The organism is Streptomyces thermovulgaris, from assembly GCF_002155915.1.
In the GTDB taxonomy this organism is placed as follows: Bacteria; Actinomycetota; Actinomycetes; order Streptomycetales; family Streptomycetaceae; genus Streptomyces; species Streptomyces thermovulgaris.
In genome coordinates this window covers 1-18,678 of the sequence record NZ_MUME01000150.1, presented here as the reverse complement: position 1 = coordinate 18,678, position 18,678 = coordinate 1, and the positions used below count along the sequence as shown (strand labels likewise).

Sequence of the window (18,678 nt, the reverse complement as noted above, 5' to 3'; positions counted from 1 at the left end):
CACCGGGCCGGAAGGAGGACCCGGTCTCTCACCGTCCGCTGCCGCCGCCGGCCGCACGCCCCGCCGCCGCCGACGGCGGTGCGTCTTCGTCAGCCGTTCGTCAGTCGCAGCAGTCCGGGTCCAGGCCCCGGGGCAGACGGTCGCCCGCGAAGACCGTGCAGGTGGCCTCGTGGCCGCCGAGCGCGGCGACGGCGAGGAGGAGCGCACCGGCGGTCCAGGTGGTCAGCTCCTCCGGCCACACGGCCTTGTCCTCGTAGACATAGCCCGTCCAGTACAGGCCGCTCTCCGGATCGCGCAGGTGCTGGATGGACTGGAGGATGTCCAGTGCCCGGTCGGACTCGCCCACCGCCCACAGGGTCAGGGCGAGTTCGGCCGACTCCCCGCCCGTCACCCACGGGTTGGGCGCGACGCAGCGCACCCCGAGGCCGGGCACCACGAAGCGGTCCCAGTCCGCCTCGATCCGTTCCTTCGCCTCCGCGCCGGTCAGCGCGCCGCCCAGCACCGGGTAGTACCAGTCCATGGAGTAGCGGCTCTTGTCCAGGAACCGCTCCGGGTGCCTGCGGATCGCGTGTCTGAGCGCGCCCACCGCCAACTCCCAGTCGGGCTGGGGCTCCTCGCGGTACTCCGCGATCGCCAGCGCGCAGCACAGCGCGTGATGGATCGACGAGCAGCCGGTCAGCAGCGCGTCCGCCGTGTCCGTGCCGTCGTCCTCGCGCTTCCAGCCGATCTGCCCGCCCGGCTGCTGCAGCCGCAGCACGAACTCGACGGCCGCGTACACCACCGGCCACATGCGGTCCAGGAACGTGTCGTCGCCCGTGGACAGATAGTGGTGCCACACGCCCACGGCGACATAGGCGACGAAGTTCGTCTCCCGTCTGCGGTCGGTGACGTCGTCGTGCGCCCCGTCGGCGTAGGCCGCGTACCAGGAGCCGTCGCCCAGCTGATGCCGGGCCAGCCAGAGGTACGCCCGCTCGGCCGCCTCGTGCTCTCCGGCCGCGTCCAGCGCCATCGCCGCCTCGACGTGGTCCCACGGGTCGAGGTGGTGGCCGCGGAACCACGGGATCGCCCCGTCCTCCCGCTGTGCGGCGAGGATGCCGCGCACGGTCGCGGCGGCCTGCCCGGCGGTGAGCACGCCGGGCAGGACCAGATGTTCGGTGCGGGGAGTGGTCACGGGGCGGCCGCCTCGCCGGTCGCGGCCGACCGCGGCAGGTGCGGCTTGGTCGCATACGCCACGAAGCTCTTGCCGATCAGCGGGTTCAACGCCTGCTCGGCCACCCGTGTGACCAGCGGCTTCTTCATGATGTCCCAGACCAGCAGCTTGTGGTACGCCCGCACCGGCAGCGCCTTGTCGTTGTCGACGCCGAACGCGCACTTCAGCCACCAGTACGGCGAGTGCAGCGCGTGCGCGTGATGGGTGCCGTACGGCCTCAGACCGGCCTCGCGCATCTTCCTCAGCAGCTCGTCGGCCTTGTAGATGCGGATGTGGCCGCCCTCGACCTCGTGGTAGGCGTCGGACAGGGCCCAGCAGATCTTCTCCGGGCCGTAGCGCGGCACGGTGACCGCGATCCGGCCGCCCGGCTTCAACACCCGCACCATCTCGGCGAGTACGCCCTTGTCGTCCGGGATGTGCTCCATCACCTCGGAGATGATGACGACGTCGAACGACTCGTCGGGGAAGGGCAGGGCGAGGGCGTCGCCCTCCATCGCGACGGCGGTGGCCCCGGCGGGTGCCTCCCCGGCCTCCTTCATCGCCGCGAACCACTTGGCGACCTCGCGGATCTCCTCGCCGTTGCGGTCCAGCGCCACGACCCGCGCGCCGCGCCGGTAGCACTCGAACGCGTGCCGGCCGGCACCGCAGCCGAGGTCCAGGACGCGGTCGCCGGGAGCGAGCGGGAACCGGGTGAAGTCGACGGTCAGCACGTGGCCCTGCTTTCGTAGTCCGCTTCCACTGAGGCTTGTCGTACGGCTCGGTCCGGGGCCGTGGAGCTGTACGGGCCCGGGTCCGTGGCGGGGGTCCCTCCGCGGGGGCGACGGCGGTCGCGGGCGAGGGCCTCGCGGTAGCGGGCCACCGTCCCCTCGGCGGCACGGGCCCAGGTGAAGTGCCGCAGCACCCGCTCGCGTCCGGCCGCGCCCAGCCGTGCCCGCAGCTCCGGGTCGCCCAGCAGCCGGCTCAGCCCGGCGGCCAGCGCCCCCGCGTCACCGGGCGGCACCGCGACGCATGTCTCGCCGTCGCGCCCGGCGACCTCCGGGATCGCGCCCCCGGTCGTGGCGACCAGCGGCGTTCCCGTGGCCATCGCCTCGGCCGCCGGCAGCGAGAAGCCCTCGTACAGCGACGGTACGCACGCGACCTGGGCCGAGCGGATCAGGTCGACCAGTTCGGCGTCGGAGATGCCCTTGACGAACTCCACGGCGCCCTCGATGCCGTACCGCTCGATCGCCTGCGCGACCGGCCCGTCCTCGGGCCGCTTGCCGACGACGACGAGGTGCGCCTCGGGGTGCTCGGTGCGGACCTTCGCCAGGGCCTCCACCAGGAAGACCAGGCCCTTGAGCGGCACGTCCGCGCTGGAGGTGGTCACGATCCGTCCGGGGACCTGCGGCACGGCCGGGTCGGGCGAGAACAGGTCGGTGTCGGCGCCGATGTGGACCACGTGGATGCGGTCCTCGCGCACGCCCAGATGCTCGACGATCTCCTGGCGCGACGTCCCGGAGACGGTGAGCACGGACGGCAGCCGGCGCGCGACCCGCTTCTGCATCCGGGTGAAGGCGTACCAGCGTCGCACGGACAGCCGGCGCGCCCGGCTGTCGGCGGCGTCCAGCTCCAACTGCCGGTCCACGGTGATGGGGTGATGGATGGTGGTGACCAGGGGCGCGCCGAGGTCCCCCAACAGCCCGTATCCGAGCGTCTGGTTGTCGTGGATGATGTCGAACTCGCCGCGGCGGGCGCGCAGATGACGGCGGGCGCGCAGGCTGAACGTCAGCGGCTCGGGAAAGCCGCCGGTCCACATGGTGGCGACCTCCAGCACGTCGATCCAGTCGCGGTACTCGTCGCGCTTGGGCGTGCGGAAGGGGTCCGGCTGACGGTAGAGGTCGAGGCTGGGCAGCTTGGTGAGGCTCAGCCGGCCGCCGCCGTGGCCGTCGCCCTCGTCCAGGGTGTCGAGGATCGGGTACGGCTGTGCGCCGATCACCTCGACCTGGTGGCCGAGACGGGCCAACTCCCGCGAGAGGTGGCGTACATAGACACCCTGGCCACCGCAGAACGGGTTTCCCTTGTAGGTGAGGAGTGCGATCCTGAGCGGTCGCCCGCCGTCCGCGGCGAAGTCCGTCGGGGACCCCGCCCGACTGGCCTCAGCGGTCACTCTGGGCCCCCTTCTGACTGCATTGCCCCGCGAGGTTACGCCGGGACGCTAACCTAGAACAAGTTTCAGACTTGATCGTCCAGGAGGCTTCGAATCTACCGGCAGGTAGCCGCGCTGTGACCAGTGGATCAGGTGATTCGCGCCACGACCCGACGCCTCTGCCTGCGGTCCGATGACAGGGCCTCACCGACCGTCACGGAACGGGACCGATGTCCGCGCACGCCAGGCCCTCCCGGCTCGTCACCCCGCCCCTCACCGAGCGGCAGCAGGCCCGTCGCCGGCGCATTCTGCACGCGAGCGCGCACCTGGCCTGCCGGGGCGGCTTCGACGCCGTGCAGATGCGGGAGGTCGCGGAGGCCTCGCAGGTGGCGCTCGGCACGCTCTACCGGTACTTCCCGTCCAAGGTGCATCTGCTGGTCGCGACGATGCAGGACCAGCTGGAGCAGCTGCACGCCGCGCTGCGCAGGAAGCCGCCGGCCGGCGAGAACGCGGCCGAGCGGGTGGCCGAGACGCTGATGCGCGCCTTCCGTGCCCTGCAGCGCGAGCCGCAGCTCGCCGATGCGATGGTCCGCGCCCTGACCTTCGCGGACCGCAGTGCGAGTCCCGAGGTCGACCAGGTGTCCCGGCAGACCACCGCGATCATCCTGGACGCGATGGGGCGGGAGAACCCCACCCCCGAGCAGCTGTCCGCGGTCCGCGTGATCGAGCACACCTGGTTCTCGGCCCTGATCGCCTGGCTGTCGGGGCGCGCGTCGATCGCCCAGGTGAGGGCCGACGTCGAGACGGCGTGCCGGCTGATCGGCCCGACGGCGCCCGCCGAAGAGCGGTGACGGCCGCGGAAGACGCGGAAGAACGGGGACGGAAGAGCGGTGACGGCGGCCCGGAAGGCGGCGACAGCACCGGGGGACGGCGCCGCAGGAGGCGCCGGGGGCGGAAAGCGGCGCCCGGGAGTGCGGAAGCCGAAGGCCCCGGAAGCCCGAGTCCTTGAAGGCCGAAGTCCCGGCGGACGGCCCGGAAGCCGGGGAAGCAGGAGAGGACAGCCGGGAAGGCCGGGGAGAGGGCAGAGAAAGGACCTACGAGACGGGTTCCCTTCGCCGGCATTGCCCGGATCAGGTTCTGGGGGTCGCCGTCCGGTCCGCAGACCTTCCAGCCTCTCAGCCCGACCGTCGACGTCGGCCTCGGCGGACACCTTCCGGCATCTCGCCCAAGTCGGCTACTCCGGTCGAACTCCCTCACTCGCCTCGTAGGCCACTTTCACTATATCCCTCCATAGTGGAATGGAACCACCCAGAACAGAATTTTCTTCTCTTTTTCTTCCGATGTCTTCCCGGACGGGAATACCCGTTCGGGGGCCTTGCGACGGGCCGGTACAGTGATCGGCGTCGTCATCACACCCGTACGGGGGGAAGCCGGTGCGAATCCGGCGCTGACCCGCAACCGTGAGCCGTTCCGCGAGGACGGTGAGCCGGAATGCCCCGGACGGGACGTGACCGGCTCATGTGCGTCGGCGGGCCGCCGGCGCACGGCACCGTCGAGGTCTGCGGAGCCGAGCCGCCGGGTGTCCTGTCCCGTGCTGCCCGATTCTCCGCAGGGAGAGCCGAAGGGGTCCCCGCCCCGAAGGCGCACCGAACAGCACAGAGAGGCACCCGCCGATCATGAATGTCCGCCGCAGCGCCGCGGTCGTCACCGCCGCCGTCACCGTGATCGGCCTCGCGGCACCCGCAGCCGTCGCAGACTCCTCCCCCGCCCCGTCCGCGTCGCCGTCGCTGCCCCCGGGGCTCCACGGCAGCACCGATCCCCGGTACGACGGTGTCTGGCGGCAGTCCCTCGCCCTGCTCGCGCAGCACACCGTGGGAGTGCGGCCCGCCGCCGAGGCCGTGGACTGGCTGACCGGACAGCAGTGCGCGGACGGCTCGTTCCCCGCCTTCCGCGCCGACCCGGGCAAGGCCTGCGACGCCAGGACCGCGGTCGACACCAACAGCACCGCCGCCGCCGTGCAGGCCCTCGCCGCGCTCGGCGGACACGACGCCGCGACCGGCAAGGCGGTGTCCTGGCTGAAGTCCGTGCAGAACAAGGACGGCGGCTGGGGGTACACCCCGGGCGGGCCCAGCGACGCCAACTCGACCTCGGTGGTCATCGGCGCGCTCGCCGCCGTGGGCGAGAAGCCCGAGAGCGTGGTGAAGAACGGCAGGTCGCCCTACGACGCCCTGATGGGGTTCGCCCTGCCCTGCTCCGGTGACGGGGGCGGCGCCTTCGCCTACCAGCCGGACAAGAAGGGCGAGCTCACCGCCAACGCGGACGCCACGGCCGCAGCGGTCGTCGCTGCCCTCGGACAGGGCCTGGCCGCCGAGGGCGGCAGCGGCAAGAGCGCGGCCGGCGCCCCTCGTTGCGTCGACGCCGGCAAGGGCGACGGGCCCGATCCGGCCCGGGCGGCGGCCAACGGGGCGTCGTACCTGGCGCGGGCCGTCGCCGAGAACGGTCACCTGGTCTCCTCGCTCCCCGGTGCCGGCGACCAGCCCGACTACGGCAACACCGCCGACGCCGTCGTCGCCCTCGCCGTGCAGGGCGGGGCCGCACAGGCGCAGAAGCCGCTGAAGTGGCTGGAGCGGAACTTCGAGGAGTGGGCCGAGCAGAGCGGGCCCGCCGCCTACGCCCAGCTCGTCTTCGCCGCCCACGCCGCCGGGGCCGATCCGCGCGACTTCGGCGGGGTGGACCTGGTCGAGCGGCTCAACGCGACCGGTCCGGCGCCCCGGGCCGCCGACGGCAAGCAGGCCGAGAAGACCGCGCGGAGCACCGCGAAGAGCGAGGACTCCGCGCAGAGTTCCGGGTCCGGTCTCCGGTGGGCCGTCGCCGGCGGTGTCCTCCTCGCCGCGGCGGCCGGCATCGGCCTGGTGCTGCGCGGACGCGGGAACAAGCGGCGGGAGCAGCAGTCGTGATACGCCGGATCGGAATGTTCTGCGCCCTGGTGGCGGCCGTCCTCCTGCCGGTGGCCGCTGCCGGGCAGGCCCAGGCCGTGGGCTACCGGTACTGGTCCTTCTGGGAGCGTGACGGCGACCGGTGGACGTACGCCACCGAGGGACCGTCCACGGCACGCCCCCTCGACGGTGACGTGCAGGGGTTCCGGTTCGCGGTGAGCGAGGACTCCCAGGACGCCGCCAAGCCGCGCGGGACGGCCGACTTCGCGGCCATCTGCGCCGGGACCCCGGCCCGGGAGGGCAGCAAGCGGGTCGCGCTCGTCCTCGACTTCGGCACGCATGAGGACGCCCCGGCCGGGGAGACCCCGCCGGCCCCGCGCACCGCCTGCGCCCGGGTGCCCGCCGACGCGACCACCGCGGAGGCCCTGGCGGCCGTCGCGGGCCCGCTGCGGTACGACACCAACGCCCTGCTGTGCGCCATCTCCGGCTACCCGAAGAGGGGATGCGGCGAGCAGGTGACCACGGAGAAGGACTCCGCGAAGGGCACGGGGAGCACCAGGAGCACGGAGAGCACGAAGGACGCGGCGCAGGAGAAGGACGAGTCCGGCTCGGGCCCGTCCCTGGGTCTTCTCGCCGGCGGTGCCGCGGTGCTGGCGCTGGGCGCGGCGGCGGTGTGGCGGGCACGGCGGCGCGGGAATGCGTGACCGTGTGCACGCGGGGGCCTGGTGGCTGTGGGCCCTGGGTCTGGGGACCGCGGCCACCCGCACCACCAACCCGCTGCTGCTCGGTCTGCTCCTCGCGGTCTCCGGCCATGTCGTGGTGACCTGCCGCAGCGCCACGCCCTCCGCCCGCTCCTACACCGCCTTCCTCAAGCTCGCCCTCGTCGTGCTCGCCGTCCGTCTCGTCTTCGCCGTCGTGCTCGGCTCGCCCATCCCCGGAACGCATGTGCTCGTCTCCCTTCCCGAAGTCCCCCTGCCCGACTGGGCGCAGGGCATCCGGCTCGGGGGCAGGGTGACGGCCGAGGCGGTCGTCTTCGCGCTGTACGACGGCCTGAAGCTGGCCACTCTGCTGGTCTGCGTGGGCGCCGCGAACGCCCTCGCCACCCCCGCCCGGCTGCTCAAGTCCCTTCCCGGCGCGCTGTACGAGATCGGTGTCGCCGTCGTCGTCGCGCTCACCTTCGCCCCGCATCTGATCGCCGACGCCCGGCGTCTGCGGGCCGCCCGCCGGCTGCGGGGCCGCCCCGACCGGGGAGTGCGCGGGCTGCTGCAGGTCGGACTGCCGGTCCTGGAGGGCGCGCTGGAGCGCTCGGTGGCCCTCGCCGCCGCGATGGACGCCCGCGGCTACGGCCGTACCGCCGAGGTCCCGCCCGCCGTGCACCGGACGACCGCCGCGCTCACCCTCGGGGGTCTGCTGGGCGTCTGCGCGGGAACGTACGGACTGCTCACCGCCGAGGGCGGCACCTACGGCCTTCCGGTGCTGCTCGCCGGGCTCGCCGCCGCCCTGGCCGGCCTGTGGCTGGGCGGGCGCCGGTCCCCGCGCACCCGCTACCGTCCCGACACCTGGAATCCGCGGTCCTGTGCCGTGGCGGGGTCGGGCGCGGTGGTCGCGGCGCTGCTGGCGCTCGCCGCCGCCCGGGACCCCGGGGCCCTGCACCCGGGGGTGGTGCCGCTCGTCGCGCCCACTCTTCCGCTGTGGCCCGCCGCCGCCGTGCTCCTCGGTCTGCTCCCGGCCGTCGTCGCACCCGCACGTCCCGTCCCCGCGCACTCCGCTGCCGCACGTCCCGCTGTCAAGGAGCCGTCGTGATCCGCTTCGAGAATGTCTCCGTGACGTACGACGGGGCGGACCGGCCCACCGTCCGGGGCGTCGACCTCGAGGTGCCCGAGGGGGAACTCGTGCTGCTCGTCGGGCCGTCCGGCGTCGGCAAGTCCACCGTGCTCGGTGCGGTCAGCGGGCTGGTGCCGCACTTCACCGGCGGCACCCTGCGCGGGCGGGTCACCGTGGCCGGACGGGACACCCGCACCCACAAGCCGCGCGAACTCGCCGATGTGGTCGGCACCGTCGGCCAGGACCCGCTGTCGCACTTCGTCACGGACACCGTGGAGGACGAACTCGCCTACGGCATGGAGTCGCTGGGGCTCGCCCCGGACGTCATGCGGCGGCGTGTGGAGGAGGTCCTGGACCTGCTGGGCCTGGCCGATCTGCGCGACCGTCCCCTCTCCACGCTCTCCGGCGGCCAGCAGCAGCGGGTCGCGATCGGCTCGGTCCTCACCCCGCACCCGAAGGTCCTGGTCCTGGACGAGCCGACCTCGGCGCTCGACCCGACCGCCGCCGAGGAGGTCCTCGCCGTGCTGCAGCGGCTGGTGCACGACCTCGGCACGACGGTCCTCATGGCCGAGCACCGTCTGGAACGTGTCGTCCAGTACGCCGACCAGGTCGTCCTGCTGCCCGAGCCGGGCGCCGTCCCGCTGGTGGGCGCCCCGGCCGACGTCATGGCCGTGTCCCCCGTGTATCCGCCGGTGGTGGACCTGGGCCGGCTGGCGGGCTGGTCCCCGCTGCCCCTGACCGTGCGGGACGCCCGCCGCCGGGCCGCGGACCTCCGGCAGCGGCTTCACGGGCGGGAGCCCGTGCCCGCGGGGCCGGCACCGGCCATGGCGCCGCCCCCGCCTCCCCCGCCCCGGCGGCCGTCGCGGTGGCGGCTGCGGCGCCGCGAGGCCCCCGAGGCCGCTCCGGCGGACGCGCCCGCGGCCGAGGTCCGCTCCCTCACCGTGGTCCGCGACGGCATCCGGGCGCTGCGGCGCGTGGAGCTGTCCGTCGCCCCGGGGGAGACCGTCGCGCTCATGGGCCGCAACGGCGCCGGGAAGTCCACGCTGCTCGGCACGCTCGTCGGACTGGTCGAGCCGTCCGGCGGATCGGTGCGGGTGGGCGGCGCGGTCCCGCACCGCACGGCACCGCGCGAGCTCGTACGGCGGGTCGGTCTCGTCCCGCAGGAGCCGCGCGACCTGCTGTACGCCGACACGGTCGCCGCCGAGTGCGCGGCGGCCGACCGGGACGCGCAGGCCGCCCCCGGAACCTGCCGTGCGCTGGTCTCCGACCTGCTGCCCGGTGTCACCGACGACACCCACCCCCGGGATCTGTCCGAGGGACAGCGGCTGGCCCTGGCGCTCGCCGTCGTGCTCACCGCACGCCCGCCCCTGCTGCTGCTCGACGAGCCGACGCGCGGACTGGACTACGGCGCGAAGGCCCGTCTGGTCGCCCTGCTGCGCGACCTGGCCGCCGAGGGGCACGCCATCGTGCTCGCCACCCATGACGTGGAGCTGGCCGCCGAGCTGGCCCACCGGGTGGTCCTGCTCGCCGAGGGCGAGGTGATCGCCGACGGTCCGACGGCCGAGGTGGTGGTGTCGTCCCCGTCCTTCGCCCCGCAGGTCACCAAGATCCTGGCTCCGCAGCGGTGGCTCACGGCCGCCCAGGTCCGCGAGGCGCTGGCATGAAGTCCGTACAGCCCGCGAAGCCCGCGCGCCCCGCACAGCCCGCGCAGCCCGGGCGGTCCGAGCGGTCCGGGCGGCCCGTTCCCCAGGTCCGGCCCGTCCGTCTGGGTCCCCGCTCCCTCGCCGCGCTCGCCCTGGTCAGCGCCGTCGGGGTGGCCGCCTTCGTCTGGCCGTTCCTCGCACCGCCCGCCTCGCAGCTCAGCGCGCACGCGCAGGACGCGCCCTGGCTCTTCGCGGGCCTGCTCGTCCTGCTCGTCGCCGTGGTCGCCGCGACGATCTCCGAGTCCGGACTCGGCCCGAAGGCCGTCGCCCTGCTCGGTGTGCTGGCCGCGACGGGGGCCGCGCTGCGCCCCATCGGGGCCGGGACGGCCGGGATCGAGCCCATGTTCTTCCTGATGGTGCTGAGCGGGCGGGTGCTCGGGCCGGGCTTCGGGTTCGTGCTGGGCGCGGTGACGATGTTCTCCTCCGCGCTGCTCACGGGCGGGGTGGGCCCGTGGCTGCCGTTCCAGATGCTGGCCATGGGGTGGTTCACCCTGGGCGCGGGCCTGCTGCCGGGCCCGGACCGTCTGCGCGGCCGCGCGGAGTCGGTGCTGCTGGCCCTCTACGGCTTTGTGGCCGCCTTCGCCTACGGCACGGTCATGAACCTCGCGGGCTGGCCCTTCATGAGCACCCTCGCCTCCTCCATCGCCTTCGACCCGCAGGCGGACGTCACCGCCAACCTGGCCCGCTTCGTGGCGTACTGCCTGGCCACCTCGCTCGGCTGGGACCTGGGCCGGGCCTCCGTCACCGTCGTCCTGACCCTGACGATCGGCCCCGCCGTCCTCAGGGCCCTGCGCCGGGCCACCCGCCGGGCCGCCTTCGAGACACCGGTCACATTCGACGCGCCCGCGCCGTGACCTCGGGTGACACACCCTTCACCGTAGGCGACGGGTCCGGTGAAGAGGCGCACATGACGCAGATCACCTCCGAGGCCGGGTCGTAGTCACGCACGCCTGGCATGCTCGCGACTTCACCCGCGCTGACCTGGGCGGTGAGAGCCGGCTCACACAAACGACCTTCACCCCGAATGCGACGACCACTAGTAAAAGGGGTGTTTGCCGACGGATGGGCCTCCTGCTTCTCTGGGCGGCGTCGCCGGGCGCCGGCGGACCCCACGGGTCCCGGACCGCCCGCGACCTCTGTCCGTCCCGACGCATGAGGTTCCCAGAGGTTCCCCCGTGACCGTCTCCTTCCTCCGCCGCATCGCCGCCCCGAAGAAGGCCCTCACCACCGCCGCCGTGGTCGCCGCCACCGCCGGCATGGCCCTCGCCTCCGCTCCCGCCCATGCGGCGCCGACGTACTCGGCCGCCGAGGCGAAGGCGATCGCGCGTCAGATGATCCCGGGCGACGCGCAGTTCCGGGCGTTCAGCAACATCGTCCAGCGCGAGAGCAACTGGAACGTCACGGCCACCAACCCCTCCTCCGGCGCCTACGGCCTGGTCCAGGCGCTGCCCGGCTCCAAGATGGCCTCGGCCGGCCCGGACTGGAGGACCAACCCCCGGACCCAGATCAAGTGGGGTCTGGACTACATGAAGTCCCGCTACGGCAGCCCGGTCGGCGCCTGGAAGTTCTGGCAGGCCAACGGCTGGTACTGACCTCGAACTTCCGTGACGGTCCGCCGACGGAGTCGGCGGACCGTCACGCTTTCGGCGGCTGATGGTGGGCATGCCAGGTGCCCGAGTGTCGCCTCGGGTGGGCACCGGGTTCCACTGCTCCAAACTGAGCTGGTGTTTTCGTAGGAGCGGGGAAGATGCTGGTCAGCCGGGGTTCGGAAGGTGGGGGAGCCGTCCGAGGGCGCCTGTGATCTCGTGGGTCCATGGCCAGTGGGCCGCGAGGCGGAGGATGCGGCGTCGGCCGGTGGTGACGAGCTGGGCGGCCGCGGAGAAGAGGCGGAACCGCAGACGGCGGGGTTCCCAGAGACGGGCTTTGCCGGTCAGGGCGAGCAGGGGCATCCTCCCCCGGACTCCGTCCGGGGGTACCCCCAGCCAGCAGGTCGAGGGCGATCTGCACGATCTTCAGCCAGACCCGGTTCTGCGTGGTGTGATGCAGGGGCAGGTTGCGCAGACCGGTGGCCCGGGCGGTAAGGATGCCCCGAGTCAGCGTTCGGCGGCGTCCCTCCAGTAGTCCTTCAGCATCTCACTGGGCCACGCGGGCTGGGTGACGGTGCCGCGCGGCAGGAACTCCTTGAAGACCGCCACCAGGTCCACCACCAGCGTGCCGTCGTCCGCATCGAGGTCGGCGACGTGCAGGTCCCGTCCGTCGACGCGGAGCAGCCTGGGGAACGAGGTCGCGAGGCGAGCCGGACGCCGGTGGTTGTGGTGCACGAAGGTTCCCGTCGCCGGCCAGTCCGGGTTGTCCCGCGGGCTGCGCGCGTGGAGGGCAACGTCTTCAGGAGAGCCGAAGTTGAAGAACCAGGTGACCTGGAGGTGAGAGAACTCCTCGATCCCCTGCAGGGTCTCCTCCGGGTACTCCGGGCGCAGCCGAATGATCGACTCCACACCGCCCTTGAAGTCGTCGAGGCGTCCCTTGTGACCTCCGACCACTTCGGCGATCACCGGCACCTCGATGGACTGTGTGGACACGGGTCCCCCCTCCTCCGCTCGCGGCCCGGCGAGGCGGTCAGCCACAGCGTACCCGCCTCCTTCACCATGGCACCGTCAGGCTACTCGTTCGAGTACGGCCTTGGCGCGCTCGTCGATCTCCGCGGCCACGCCGATTCCCCGATTGCGGAAGGGGGACAGCACCCGGCGCATGGTCACGGCTGCCTCGCGCGCTCTGCCCGACTGGACACCCTCCATCGCGTCCAGGGCCTGTGCCCACGTGTGGCACGCGGCCTCCACGTTCCCTTTGCGGGCCTGCACCATACCCATGTAGCCCAAGGTCACAGCGTGGGTCCGGCTGAAGGTGTCGGCCTTCCTGGTCAGCACACTGTTGTTGAATTCTCGGAGCGCTCCGTCGAGATCGCCAAGCGTCCACAAGGCGCGGGCGGTCTCGTGGGCCAGGGATGCCTGCTGGAAGAACCACACCCGACTCGGATCCTCGTCGCCGACGTCCGCCGCAGCGAGGTCGTCCTCGGCGCGGAGAAGCGCTGCGATCGCGGCCCGCTTCTGTCCGTCGGCGGCAAGGCTGCGTGCCTGCACCACACCGAGCAGTGCCCGCTCGCGAGGGGTCGCGAGGGTGTACCGCGAGTTCTTCGCCAAGCAGCACAGCAAACGCGACCGATACATTCGAGAACTCCACGCCTATCTCACCTGGGGAGCTCACCTGATCGGGCACGTCCCCCGAGTGGTGGGCCGACAGGACAGAACATGCACCCTGCTGCTCACCGCGGTGCGCGGCGTACGGGCGGATACAGTCGCGCCAGGGTCGCCGGAGGAGGAACGGGCTCACTACGAGGCCGGGCGCGTGCTGGGCAAGCTGCATCACGCCACCTCGGTACCGCGCACCGGCGCGGTCGGCACCGAACTCGCCCGGCGGCTGCGCGACTGGATCGCCCGTGCAGACCGGGCCGGCCTCATCTCCACGGCCGAACGCGACCGCATGGGCCACAGCGCGGACGTCCTGGCGAACACACTCATGGACAGCGCGGTGTGCCACCTCGACTACCAGCCGCGAAACTGGCTCCTTGGGGACGCCTTCGGAATGTGCGACTTCGAGCACATGCGCCGGGACGCCCGCATCCGTGACTTCGCCCGGCTCGAATTCCGCCGCTGGCAGGCCGCCCCCTACCTCCGCACAGCCTTCTTCGCCGGATACGGAACGCCGCTGAACGACACCGAACAGCGGCTGCTGGAGTCCTTCGGCGCCATCGAGGCCGTCACCGCCCTGGTCCGCGGACACGAACAGGACGATCTCGCCCTCAGTGCCCACGGCCGCACCGTTCTCGCCCGGCTCGCCTGAACCACCCCTCCTCGGATTCCTGGAGAACTCCGTGTCACAGCACGCATCCCACCTGACCACCGCTGCCCCCCGCCGGGCTGTGGTGACCGGCGCCGCCGGCTTCATCGGCTCCCACCTCGCGCATGCCCTCGTCCAGGCCGGTGCCGTCGTCGTCGGCGTCGACCGTCGCGACCCGGCCACCGACCCCACGGCCGCAGCCAACCTTGCCGCCCTGCAGAGGCTCCCGGGGTACATGCACGTCACCGCTGACCTCCTCAACTGCGCGATCGAGCCGCTTCTCGTGGACGCGAACGCCGTCTTTCACCTGGCCGGCATCCCCGGGGTACGCCCCTCCTGGGGGCCAAAGTTCAGCGAGTACGTCGCCTCCAACCTTCTCGCCACCCACCGCGTCATGGACGCTGTCACCCGTATGGGCGTTCCCCGGCTGGTGGTGGCCTCATCCTCCAGCGTCTACGGCCCCACCGAGGACGGTCCGAGCGCCGAAACCGACCGGCCACAGCCCGCATCCCCGTACGCGGTCACGAAGCTCGCCGAGGAGCAGCTCTGCCTCGCGTACTCCGCCCAGGCCCATTGCCCCACCACCGTCGTCGCTCTGCGGTACTTCACCGTTTACGGCCCACGGCAGCGCCCCGACATGTTCACCCACCGCGCCCTCAGGGCCGCCCTGACCGGCCAGTCACTACGTCTGTACGGAGACGGTCACCAGCGCAGGGACTTCACGTACATCGACGACGCGGTCATCGCCACCATCGCCGCGGCCACGATCCCGACCGCCAGCGGAGTGATCAACGTGGGGAGCGGTTCGAGCGCCTCCCTGCTGGAAGTGATCAATATCGCGAACAGCCTCTCCGGCCGCGAGATCCAGGTTCACCAGGAAAACCCCCGCAGCGGCGACGTCCTCACCACCCGCGCCGACCCCAGCCGTGCTCATGAGGTCTTGGGCTGGCAGCCCCAGGTCGACCTTCACAGCGGCATGCGCGCCCACATGCAGGCGCTGGCTGCCGAGACCGCCGCGTACGGCCACGTGGCATAACCAGCGGGACACCAGGAGGAGTTGCAGTGGAGAGTCCCGAAAAGGCTCGACTGGAAGCCTTCTTCCGGCAGATCACAACACGGTTCCCCCCTGGCGAGCACGTCACCACGCTGATCATCACGCACCTGCTCTCCGAGCGGCCGGCGTTCCTCCGCGCGATGGCCGCGATGTCCACGGTCGGTGCCGTGCTCCCCAAGCCCAGGTCAGTCGACCGGCCGACGCTGGAAAAGGTCCGACGTGCCTTCACCATCCATGACCTGAGCAGAGAACTGTTTGCCGACTCGACCAGGGCGTTGGAGTACCTGGAGGACACAGCGGGCGGCCGGAACGTCATCCTGATGGACATCGGCGGCTACTTCGCACCGTGCCTCGACACCCTGGTAGAGAAGTTCTCCGGCCGCATCCTCGGCGTCGTCGAGGACACCGAGAACGGACACCAGCGGTACGCGACACTCGACCGCCTGCCCTGCCCCGTCGTCTCGGTGGCCCGCTCCCCGCTGAAGGACTGCGAGGACCACCTGGCGGGCCGGTCCATCGTCTTCTCGACCGACGCCCTCGTACGCGCCCGCGGCGACATTCTGACCAGCCGAAACGCCTGCGTCATCGGGTTCGGCAAGGTCGGCCGGGCCATCGCTCAGACGCTGCGCGCCCAAGACCTGCGCGTCACCGTCCACGACACCGATCCGGTCAAAAGAGTGCAGGCGCATTCCCATGGCTTCCGTACGAGCGCGTCGACGGCCGAGGCGCTCCGCGAGGCGGAACTCGTCCTGTGTGCCACAGGCAACCTCGCCCTCCGGCAGGGCGATTTCTCCGCCCTGCGCAACGGGGCGTACCTCGCCTCAGTGACGTCCTCAGAGGACGAACTTGAACTCGGCAGCCTCCATGGCCTCTACAAGCGCACCCCGGTCAGCGAGCATCTGACGCGTTACGAGATCACGGGCCACTACTTCTACGTCCTCGCCGACGGCGGCGCCGTCAACTTCGTGCACGGCGCCGCCGTCGGCTCATACATCCATCTCGTTCAGGCCGAGATACTCGCCGCCACCGCGGCCCTCAGCCATGGCCGCTTCGAGTCCGGTCTCCATGAAATGCCCACACCCGACCGCCAGGCCATCGCCAGGATCTGGTTCGACTACTTCGACAGGTGATCCCATGCCGCCTTCCCCCGGCCACATCCGCGCCACCGTTGAGGCGTACCTCACCCGTCACCCGTCCGAGCGGGACGCCCTGGCTGCACTCTTCGTCGTCCTTACCGGCGAGGACGATCCGACCAGCCGCAAGACCTTTCCCACGCACGTCACCTGCAGCGCCATCGTCATCAGCAGCAACGACCGGGTGCTCCACATTCAGCACAACGCCACGGGCAAGGCCCTCGCGCCCGGCGGTCACAACGAGCCAGGCGACAAAGACCTTCCCGGTGCCGCCCTTCGTGAACTGGGCGAGGAGGCCGGCATTCCTCGTGATGCAGTCGTCCCCCTGCCCGGCTTCGAGACCGTGCCGCTGGACATCGACGTACACGACATCGCCGCCAACCCCGCGAAGGGCGAACCGGCACACCAGCACGTGGACTTCCGCTGGGCCTTCCTCCTTCGGGCCGAACGCACCGTGAAGCTCCAAGCCGAAGAGGTCAGCGGCCACGAGTGGCGGTCCTTCGAGGACTTCGCCTCACCGACCGTCCGCGCCAAGCTGGCCCTCCTCCCCCGCCCCACTCATTCCTGACATTCATCGACGGGAGTACGCCGTGGCAACCACCACCGCCGCACCGCCGAGCACCGCGCACCGCCACCACATAGCGGTCATCCCCTGCCGCTGGGGGGCATCCCGATTTCCAGGAAAGCCCCTTGCCCAGCTCGGGGACAAGCCGCTGCTGTGGCACGTCCACCAGCGCTGCCTGGAGGCAAAGTGCCTCGACGGGGTGGTGGTCGCCACCGATGACGAACGCATCGAGGAGGTGTGCCACCGTCTGGGCATCGAGTGCATGCGGACCGGAGAACACCTCACCGGCACGGACCGCGTCGCGGAGTGCGCAGAACGCCTGCCCGCAGACGCGTACATCAACGTCCAGGGCGACGAGCCGTTCATCTCCCCCACCGCGATCGACGCTGTCTCCCAAGCCATGGAGCACCTGACACCCGGAACCCTGGCGGTGAACGCGTACACGGAGCTGGACGACGCCGGTGCCGTCCTGGACCACAACGTCGTCAAGGTCGTCGTCGACGCCGAGCACAACGCCCTCATGTTCTCCCGGCAGCCGATCCCGTACCCGCGCGGTGACCGACCGAGGTACCTGCGTCAGCTCGGTCTCTACGGCTTCACCGGAGCAGCCCTCAACACGTTCCGGCATCTCCCCCAGGGGCCGCTGGAACGTACCGAAGGCGTGGAGATGCTGCGCTTCATTGAACATGGCCACGGCGTACGGATGCTCGGCGTCGCGGACGAAGGGTTGGCGATCGACACTCCCGAGGACCTCGCGAGGGCCGGCGCCTTGTTGCGGATTCACACCGAGCCTGCGATTTCCCGCTTCTCCTGACAACGGCGGTCGACCGCCGCTCCCTGGATCCGGCTCTCTGCTCGCCCGCTTCCGCTGGACGCAATACCGGTGATTCAGGTTGTTTTCCAGCTGGTGGGGGCGGCTCTGACCGGCCCGGCCAGCCGGACCGTGGGGGTGTCCGGTCGTGGTGGGCTGTGGTGCCCGGCTCGTTTGAGGGCCCAGGAGGAATTGACCTCACCCCATTTGACAATATGTCATGCGCATGCATTGCTCCACTGGCACAGGGGCAGGGCCATCACCCCTCCTCCTGCGCCTACGGCCTGATCCAGGCGCTGCCCGCCTCCAAGATGGCCTCGGCCCGCTACGGCAGCCCGGTCGGCGCCTGGAAGTTCTGGCAGGCCAACGGCTGGTACTGACGGCCGGCACCGAAGGCGCGGCCACGGTTCGCGTCACCTCACGGCACCTGTGACGGCGGCGGCCCCTGATCCCCGGGCCGCCGCCCTGCCGTGTCAGAGCCCGGTGCGGGCCGGCGGCTCTGCTTTTCTGGCCGCATGACGACAGAGCCGCAGGCAGACGACCGCAGGGCACGCGGGCTGCGTCTGGTGACGGTGCTGCTGGGGCTGACCGTGGTCAGCGGAATGATCGACGCGGTGAGCTTCCTGGGGCTCAACCACGTCTTCACCGCGAACATGACCGGCAATGTGCTGGTGCTCGCCTTCGCCGCCGCGGGGGCGGTCTACTTCTCCGTCCCGCACACCGTCACCTCACTGGCGTGCTTCCTGGCGGGCGCGGTGATCGGCGGCCGGGTCGCGGTGCGCTACGGCGGTGCGCGCCGCACCTGGGTCCGGGTGACGCTCGCCGTCGAGGCGGTCCTGGTCGGCGGGGCGGCGGCGGTGGCGCTCGCCGCACCGGACGCGGACGGCACGCTGTACGCCGTGATCGCCCTGACCGCCTTCGCGATGGGGCTGCGCAACACGACGGTCGTCAAGCTGGGCGTGCCCGATCTGACGACCACCGTGCTGACCAGGACCCTGGCGAGCCTCGCCGCCGACTCCCGCGCGGGCGGCGGTACCGGCCGGCGCACCCCGCGCCGTCACGGCCTGGGGCCGCCGCTGATGAGCAGCGGCGGGGGTGACGGGGCTGCTGGCGCTGGTGGCGTCGGAACGGGAGTGACCGGGAGGGCCGGTCCCTTCTGATCCCTTTGACTCCTTTGAGTCCTTTGACTCCTTCTCGTCCGGTCAGCGCAGCTTCCGGCAGTACAGGGCGTCCGGGGTCCGTGCGGAACCCAGCCGGCCGGTGTAGGCGATTCCGGCCACGTACTCGTCGTTGGCGCACTGGCCCTTGTAGTGGCCGTAGGCAAAGTCGCCGCCCTGGGGGGCCGGGCCCCTGTTGTCGCCCCGGTCGAACCAGACGGTCCGGCCGCTCGTGCCGAGCGTCCCGGCCGGGGCGGGCACGCACA

General features: G+C 71.8%; 18 protein-coding genes, 3 pseudogenes and 1 riboswitch. Of the genes and pseudogenes, 14 read left to right on the top strand and 7 right to left on the bottom strand.

The genetic code is table 11. The features are described from left to right. Nucleotides 1–100 precede the first annotated feature (100 nt). The 3 genes from CCN35_RS13945 to CCN35_RS13935 are packed head-to-tail and all read right to left on the bottom strand — an operon-like array spanning nucleotide 101 to nucleotide 3,356. Nucleotides 101–1,171 (bottom strand): prenyltransferase/squalene oxidase repeat-containing protein, encoded by a 1,071-nt coding sequence (locus tag CCN35_RS13945; RefSeq protein ID WP_067397459.1) that lies wholly within the window; start codon nucleotides 1,169–1,171, stop codon nucleotides 101–103. Next, nucleotides 1,168–1,920 (bottom strand): class I SAM-dependent methyltransferase, encoded by a 753-nt coding sequence (locus CCN35_RS13940; protein ID WP_067397458.1) that lies wholly within the window; start codon nucleotides 1,918–1,920, stop codon nucleotides 1,168–1,170. The genes CCN35_RS13945 and CCN35_RS13940 overlap by 4 nt, the downstream gene beginning before the upstream one ends. Further along, nucleotides 1,914–3,356, bottom strand: coding sequence for a glycosyltransferase family 4 protein (locus tag CCN35_RS13935; protein ID WP_086792876.1), 1,443 nt, complete (start codon nucleotides 3,354–3,356; stop codon nucleotides 1,914–1,916). The genes CCN35_RS13940 and CCN35_RS13935 overlap by 7 nt, the downstream gene beginning before the upstream one ends. Before the next feature lie 209 nt (nucleotides 3,357–3,565). Between CCN35_RS13935 and CCN35_RS13930 the strand changes: the two genes are divergently transcribed. The 7 genes from CCN35_RS13930 to CCN35_RS13900 all read left to right on the top strand — a co-directional run bounded on the left by CCN35_RS13930 (nucleotide 3,566) and on the right by CCN35_RS13900 (nucleotide 11,390). Continuing rightward, nucleotides 3,566–4,186, top strand: coding sequence for a TetR family transcriptional regulator (locus CCN35_RS13930; RefSeq protein ID WP_067397456.1), 621 nt, complete (start codon nucleotides 3,566–3,568; stop codon nucleotides 4,184–4,186). Nucleotides 4,187–4,758: 572 nt separating this feature from the next. Next, nucleotides 4,759–4,832: riboswitch (cobalamin riboswitch) on the top strand. Between the two features lie 179 nt (nucleotides 4,833–5,011). Further along, nucleotides 5,012–6,292 (top strand): SCO2321 family membrane protein, encoded by a 1,281-nt coding sequence (locus CCN35_RS13925; RefSeq protein WP_086792874.1) that lies wholly within the window; start codon nucleotides 5,012–5,014, stop codon nucleotides 6,290–6,292. Nucleotides 6,293–6,306: 14 nt separating this feature from the next. Continuing rightward, entirely contained in the window at nucleotides 6,307–6,975 is a 669-nt protein-coding gene (locus tag CCN35_RS13920; protein WP_067397469.1) for an SCO2322 family protein, read from the top strand. Continuing rightward, nucleotides 6,968–8,074, top strand: a complete 1,107-nt coding sequence (locus CCN35_RS13915) for a CbiQ family ECF transporter T component (RefSeq protein ID WP_086792872.1) — start codon at nucleotides 6,968–6,970, stop codon at nucleotides 8,072–8,074. The genes CCN35_RS13920 and CCN35_RS13915 overlap by 8 nt, the downstream gene beginning before the upstream one ends. After that, entirely contained in the window at nucleotides 8,071–9,759 is a 1,689-nt protein-coding gene (locus CCN35_RS13910; protein WP_086792866.1) for an ABC transporter ATP-binding protein, read from the top strand. Before CCN35_RS13915 ends, CCN35_RS13910 begins: the two co-directional genes overlap by 4 nt. After that, nucleotides 9,756–10,652, top strand: a complete 897-nt coding sequence (locus tag CCN35_RS13905; protein WP_086792864.1) for an ECF transporter S component — start codon at nucleotides 9,756–9,758, stop codon at nucleotides 10,650–10,652. The genes CCN35_RS13910 and CCN35_RS13905 overlap by 4 nt, the downstream gene beginning before the upstream one ends. 321 nt (nucleotides 10,653–10,973) lie before the next feature. Next, nucleotides 10,974–11,390 carry an aggregation-promoting factor C-terminal-like domain-containing protein gene (locus tag CCN35_RS13900; RefSeq protein WP_086792862.1) on the top strand — a complete coding sequence of 139 codons (417 nt, stop codon included), beginning with the start codon at nucleotides 10,974–10,976 and terminating at the stop codon, nucleotides 11,388–11,390. A gap of 162 nt (nucleotides 11,391–11,552) precedes the next feature. Here CCN35_RS13900 and CCN35_RS13895 read toward each other — a convergent pair. The 3 genes and pseudogenes from CCN35_RS13895 to CCN35_RS13885 all read right to left on the bottom strand — a co-directional run. Continuing rightward, nucleotides 11,553–11,916 (bottom strand): annotated as a pseudogene (locus tag CCN35_RS13895) (transposase); the annotation flags it as partial. After that, complete coding sequence (locus CCN35_RS30230; RefSeq protein WP_158100406.1) at nucleotides 11,892–12,377, bottom strand: TrmO family methyltransferase domain-containing protein; 486 nt, start codon at nucleotides 12,375–12,377, stop codon at nucleotides 11,892–11,894. The pseudogene CCN35_RS13895 and the gene CCN35_RS30230, both read right to left, overlap by 25 nt. Nucleotides 12,378–12,452: 75 nt before the next feature. After that, entirely contained in the window at nucleotides 12,453–12,995 is a 543-nt protein-coding gene (locus CCN35_RS13885) for an NsdA family TPR-like regulatory protein (protein ID WP_245863151.1), read from the bottom strand. On the opposite strand from CCN35_RS13885, the gene CCN35_RS13880 reads away from it, so the two are divergent. The 7 genes and pseudogenes from CCN35_RS13880 to CCN35_RS13850 all read left to right on the top strand — a co-directional run bounded on the left by CCN35_RS13880 (nucleotide 12,973) and on the right by CCN35_RS13850 (nucleotide 18,392). Continuing rightward, nucleotides 12,973–13,695, top strand: coding sequence for a phosphotransferase (locus tag CCN35_RS13880; protein WP_211285521.1), 723 nt, complete (start codon nucleotides 12,973–12,975; stop codon nucleotides 13,693–13,695). The two genes, CCN35_RS13885 and CCN35_RS13880, sit on opposite strands and share 23 nt — an antisense overlap. A gap of 31 nt (nucleotides 13,696–13,726) precedes the next feature. Beyond that, complete coding sequence (locus tag CCN35_RS13875) at nucleotides 13,727–14,728, top strand: NAD-dependent epimerase/dehydratase family protein (protein WP_245863150.1); 1,002 nt, start codon at nucleotides 13,727–13,729, stop codon at nucleotides 14,726–14,728. A gap of 26 nt (nucleotides 14,729–14,754) precedes the next feature. Then, entirely contained in the window at nucleotides 14,755–15,876 is a 1,122-nt protein-coding gene (locus tag CCN35_RS13870) for an adenosylhomocysteinase (protein WP_086792859.1), read from the top strand. Nucleotides 15,877–15,880: 4 nt separating this feature from the next. Continuing rightward, complete coding sequence (locus CCN35_RS13865; protein ID WP_086792857.1) at nucleotides 15,881–16,447, top strand: NUDIX hydrolase; 567 nt, start codon at nucleotides 15,881–15,883, stop codon at nucleotides 16,445–16,447. Between the two features lie 22 nt (nucleotides 16,448–16,469). Continuing rightward, entirely contained in the window at nucleotides 16,470–17,258 is a 789-nt protein-coding gene (locus CCN35_RS13860; RefSeq protein ID WP_086792854.1) for a 3-deoxy-manno-octulosonate cytidylyltransferase, read from the top strand. 212 nt (nucleotides 17,259–17,470) lie between these two features. After that, a complete protein-coding gene (locus CCN35_RS13855; protein ID WP_483883419.1) occupies nucleotides 17,471–17,635 on the top strand; it encodes a hypothetical protein in 165 nt (54 codons plus the stop codon). A gap of 135 nt (nucleotides 17,636–17,770) precedes the next feature. Further along, nucleotides 17,771–18,392, top strand: a pseudogene (locus tag CCN35_RS13850) (YoaK family protein). A gap of 65 nt (nucleotides 18,393–18,457) precedes the next feature. Here the strand turns inward: CCN35_RS13850 and CCN35_RS13845 are convergent. Next, a pseudogene (locus CCN35_RS13845) lies at nucleotides 18,458–18,678 on the bottom strand (glycoside hydrolase); the annotation flags it as partial.

Coding starts and splice junctions, on each gene's coding strand:
- CCN35_RS13915 (WP_086792872.1), top strand. CDS start 6,968: ATGCGTGACCGTGTGCACGCGGGGGCCTGGTGGCTGTGGGCCCTGGGT.
- CCN35_RS13855 (WP_483883419.1), top strand. CDS start 17,471: ATGTCATGCGCATGCATTGCTCCACTGGCACAGGGGCAGGGCCATCAC.
- CCN35_RS13925 (WP_086792874.1), top strand. CDS start 5,012: ATGAATGTCCGCCGCAGCGCCGCGGTCGTCACCGCCGCCGTCACCGTG.
- CCN35_RS13920 (WP_067397469.1), top strand. CDS start 6,307: ATGTTCTGCGCCCTGGTGGCGGCCGTCCTCCTGCCGGTGGCCGCTGCC.
- CCN35_RS13930 (WP_067397456.1), top strand. CDS start 3,566: ATGTCCGCGCACGCCAGGCCCTCCCGGCTCGTCACCCCGCCCCTCACC.
- CCN35_RS13905 (WP_086792864.1), top strand. CDS start 9,756: ATGAAGTCCGTACAGCCCGCGAAGCCCGCGCGCCCCGCACAGCCCGCG.
- CCN35_RS13865 (WP_086792857.1), top strand. CDS start 15,881: ATGCCGCCTTCCCCCGGCCACATCCGCGCCACCGTTGAGGCGTACCTC.